The organism is Pseudoalteromonas sp. TB25, assembly GCF_000497995.1.
GTDB classification, from domain to species: domain Bacteria; phylum Pseudomonadota; class Gammaproteobacteria; order Enterobacterales; family Alteromonadaceae; genus Pseudoalteromonas; species Pseudoalteromonas distincta.
In genome coordinates this window covers 1-3,718 of sequence record NZ_AUTI01000427.1, presented here as the reverse complement: position 1 = coordinate 3,718, position 3,718 = coordinate 1, and the positions used below count along the sequence as shown (strand labels likewise).

Sequence of the window (3,718 nt, the reverse complement as noted above, 5' to 3'; positions counted from 1 at the left end):
GGTGCAAGTAATAACACCGCAAGCGAAGAGCCAATTATAAACCAAGAGTGCCGTTCAGATCCGGTATCAATGCTGTCGGGCGAAGAAATTCTCCCGCTTATCGACTTTACATTGGCAGGCAGTCGCCAATTAGTGTGGCGACGTTTGTATCGCTCATCTCATGCTGATGTATGCACAACAATGGGTAATGGTTGGCGCCATGACTTTATGGCAAGCCTTACAGAGCATTATTTGCCGCCGCCAAAAGTTGGCCCTAAGCAAAAAGGCACTTACTGGTTAGAGTACCAAGACGAGCACGGCGCTAAACATAAATTTGAAAAGGTGAAACCTGGCCAATCAAGCTATCAGTTAAGTAGTAACCTTGCGCTACATTACCAAACAAATGGTAAGCAAGTACTTGTAACACCAGATGACCAACACCTTACCTTTAAACCAGGCGAAAGCGCGTGGTTGCTTGAAAAAATAATTAACGAAAAAGGCCAAAGTATCGCGTTTTATTACGATGCAAAAGAGCGCCTACACCGAATAGAAGTAAACAAAGTACGTGGCTGCATTATTAGCTACAACGCGCAAGGTTTATTAAGCAAAATAGCAGCGTACTGCACTGATAAAAACAACAAACAGCAATTGCTATCGCCATTACTAGCAAGCTATGAGTACGACGAAAACAAAAACCTTGTTCAGTCAACTAATCAGCAAAACGAAACTGAGCGTTACGCCTACAACGCCGCTAATTTATTAACAAAGCGTACCCGAGCTAGTGGCTTTAGCCATCATTTTGAGTGGGATAGCTACTCACCCAGCGCTAAATGTATAAAACAATGGGGCGATAACAACACCTATACTTACCAGTTTGAATATAACTTAGAGGCTGGTGAAACAACCTGTATAGACTCACGCGGTCATAAAGAGCACTTTGTACATAACGTACAAGGTAAATTGGTAAAACATACCGACCCTAACGGCAACGTTTGGCAATTTACATACAATGCGCAAGGGCAAAAGCTCAGTGAAATTAAGCCCGATAGCAGCACAACGCGCTATAGCTACACACCTTTCGGCCAATTAGAAACAATAACACAGCCAGATGGTAGCCAAACCCATTTTGCTTACAACCAACTTGGGCAACGTGTATTAACTACCTTACCTGATGGCCAAACCATTACGCGTAAATACAGTGTGGCTGGCTTATTACAAAGCGAAACCTTTGGTGATGGCCGCACCACATTATACAGCTACGATAAGCTCGGCCAGTTAACCCAGCATATTAATAAAAATGGTCAAATCACCAAATTTATTTGGAACGAGCAAGGCGAGCTGTTAGCCAAACACCTTAACGATGAGCTAATACGTTACAGCTACGACAATTTAGGCCGCGTAAATGCCACACTGAATAACGCAGGCTTACTCACTCAATATAAATACAATGAGCATGGCCAGCTTACGCAAACCATTGCCTTTGATGAAAAAGAGCCTGAAAATAAACAGCATCAAAATTTTAGCTACGACGAAGCAGGGCGATTAATTAGCTCGCAAAACAGCAAAGGCGATACCACAGAGCAACATTTTGAAGGGCTAAGCCAACCGCACTGTGTTATTCAGCCCGATGGCAGCGCCCTGCATTTAACGTACGACAAAGAGCGAAACTTAACAGCCATCGAGCGAAGCGACGGTCACGTATACCGCATAAGTTACGACGCGAACGAAAACCCAACACAAATAACCGGGTTTGATGGTACGCTACAGCAATATAAATACGATGCCTGTAACCGCTTAGCCTCAGTAACGCAAAGCAACAAACGCCATGTAAAAATAGAGCGCGACAGCCTTGGCCGTGTAACTGCGCAACATGCAAGCCTTGCAAGCGACTCACATATAATTAATAACGCCAATTACTACAGCTACACAAAGCAAGGTAACATTACGCGTGCACATAATGCACAATCAACCTTAAAGCAGCAGTTTGATAAAGGCGGGCGGCTACTGTGCGCCGAGCAAGTTAATAACCAGCAACAAGCGCATACCTTAAAATACAGCTACGACGAATATGGCAGAAGACAAACCCTTACCCTGCCAGATTCAACTACGCTTAAATACAGCTACAACCAGTTTGGCCAGCTAAGTACTATTCACTTACAGCAAGCCAACAGTACTGCTGTTGAACTTGCACAGCTCAGCTACGACAGCCAAGGTAATATTAAAACCCAGCAGTTTGGTAACAGTATTACCCTCAATCAACAGTATGATGTATTTAACCGTTTAACGCAGCAACAGCTTACACACCCAGCGCAAACATTATTTGATACCTGTACGTACAACTACGACAGTGTAAACCAGCTTATTGCCCGCAAAAATGAAGGCGTAAGCAGCCAAAATATCAATTTTGAATACAACAGCCTCGGCCAGTTAATACAACAAAAATTGGCAGGCTCACGTGCTGATACAACCACATACTACCAGTGGGATAGCTTTGGTAACCCACAAAGCCAAACAGTTAAATCAAACACAAGCGATGCAGACCTTAGAGATACAGACGAGCAGGGTATAGAACATGATGCAGCCAGCAACGGGTATACAGCCAGCTCTTCTATTGATTTAACGCGCGCCACCCATAGCGAATACAATGAGTTAGCAGCAAATAGTAGTGAAAGTAGTAGTAAAAATAGTAGCAACGCTGACTCAGTAGCAAATAATGAAGGCACTAACAACACCACAATAAACAGTGCCACCGACGCCGACCGCCTAACACACTTTGGCGACAGCGACTTTTACTACGACGAGTTTGGTAACCAAATACGCGAAACCGGCAAAGGCATTAAAACCCGTCGTGAATACAACGCGTTTAATCAGTTAAGCTGTTTTAACAACAACGGCACGCTTACCCAATACGACTACGACCCACTAGGTCGTCGTATCGCCAAGCACACCGAGCACGGTAAAATTGACTACATTTGGGATAACGACCAGTTAATCGGCGAATGCCAACATGGTGAATATACCTGGTATATTAACCTGCCTAATCAATTTCACCCAGTCGCACTAATTAAACAAGGTGAGGTGTATTACTATCACCTAGACCAGCTTAATACGCCGCGGTTTGTAACCAACAGCAAAGCAGAAGTCGTATGGGAAAACCAAGCCGATGCGTATGGTTATGAAGAGCCAGAAGCCGAGCCTGACACTAATAAAGAAAACACCTTCACTCAGCCAATTCGCTTTCAAGGGCAATATTTAGATGAAGAGAGCGGCCTACATTACAACCGTTATCGCTATTACAGCCCCAAACAGCAACGCTTTATAAACCAAGACCCGATTGGTCTAGTGGGTGGCATAAACCATTATCAATATGCGCCAAATCCGGTTAATTGGGTAGATCCGTTTGGGTTGTTGTGTAAAGAAGGGCAGGCAAAGGTAAAAGCAGCGCTTGATGCAAAACCAGAGATATCAGCTGACCTTAGAAACCAAATAGAAAATATTTGTAAGCAAGAGCAATCAGGATGCACAGCTGACGAGATGGTTGAGCAGATTAATGCTTTTGATGCAGTTACAGGCGGACTTGATTTATTTGTTTCTGGATTACTAAACACAGTAGTTGATGTTGTAGCAGGTGGTGCAGGTATTGTTACTCTCGCGATGTCAGGAGGTGATGTAGATGCAGCGGTTCATACAATTGAAAGTGTACAGTCCAATCAAATAGGCCCATTTACTGATGCAGGAC

General features: G+C 43.9%; 1 protein-coding gene (cut by a window edge). It reads left to right on the top strand.

Annotation, left to right across the window (positions count from 1 at the left end):
* The coding region annotated (locus L652_RS0120645) for an RHS repeat-associated core domain-containing protein (RefSeq protein ID WP_024603624.1) crosses the window boundary (this coding region is incomplete at its 3' end): on the top strand, positions 1 to 3,718 show 3,718 of its 4,153 nt. The annotated region extends 435 nt beyond the left edge of the window.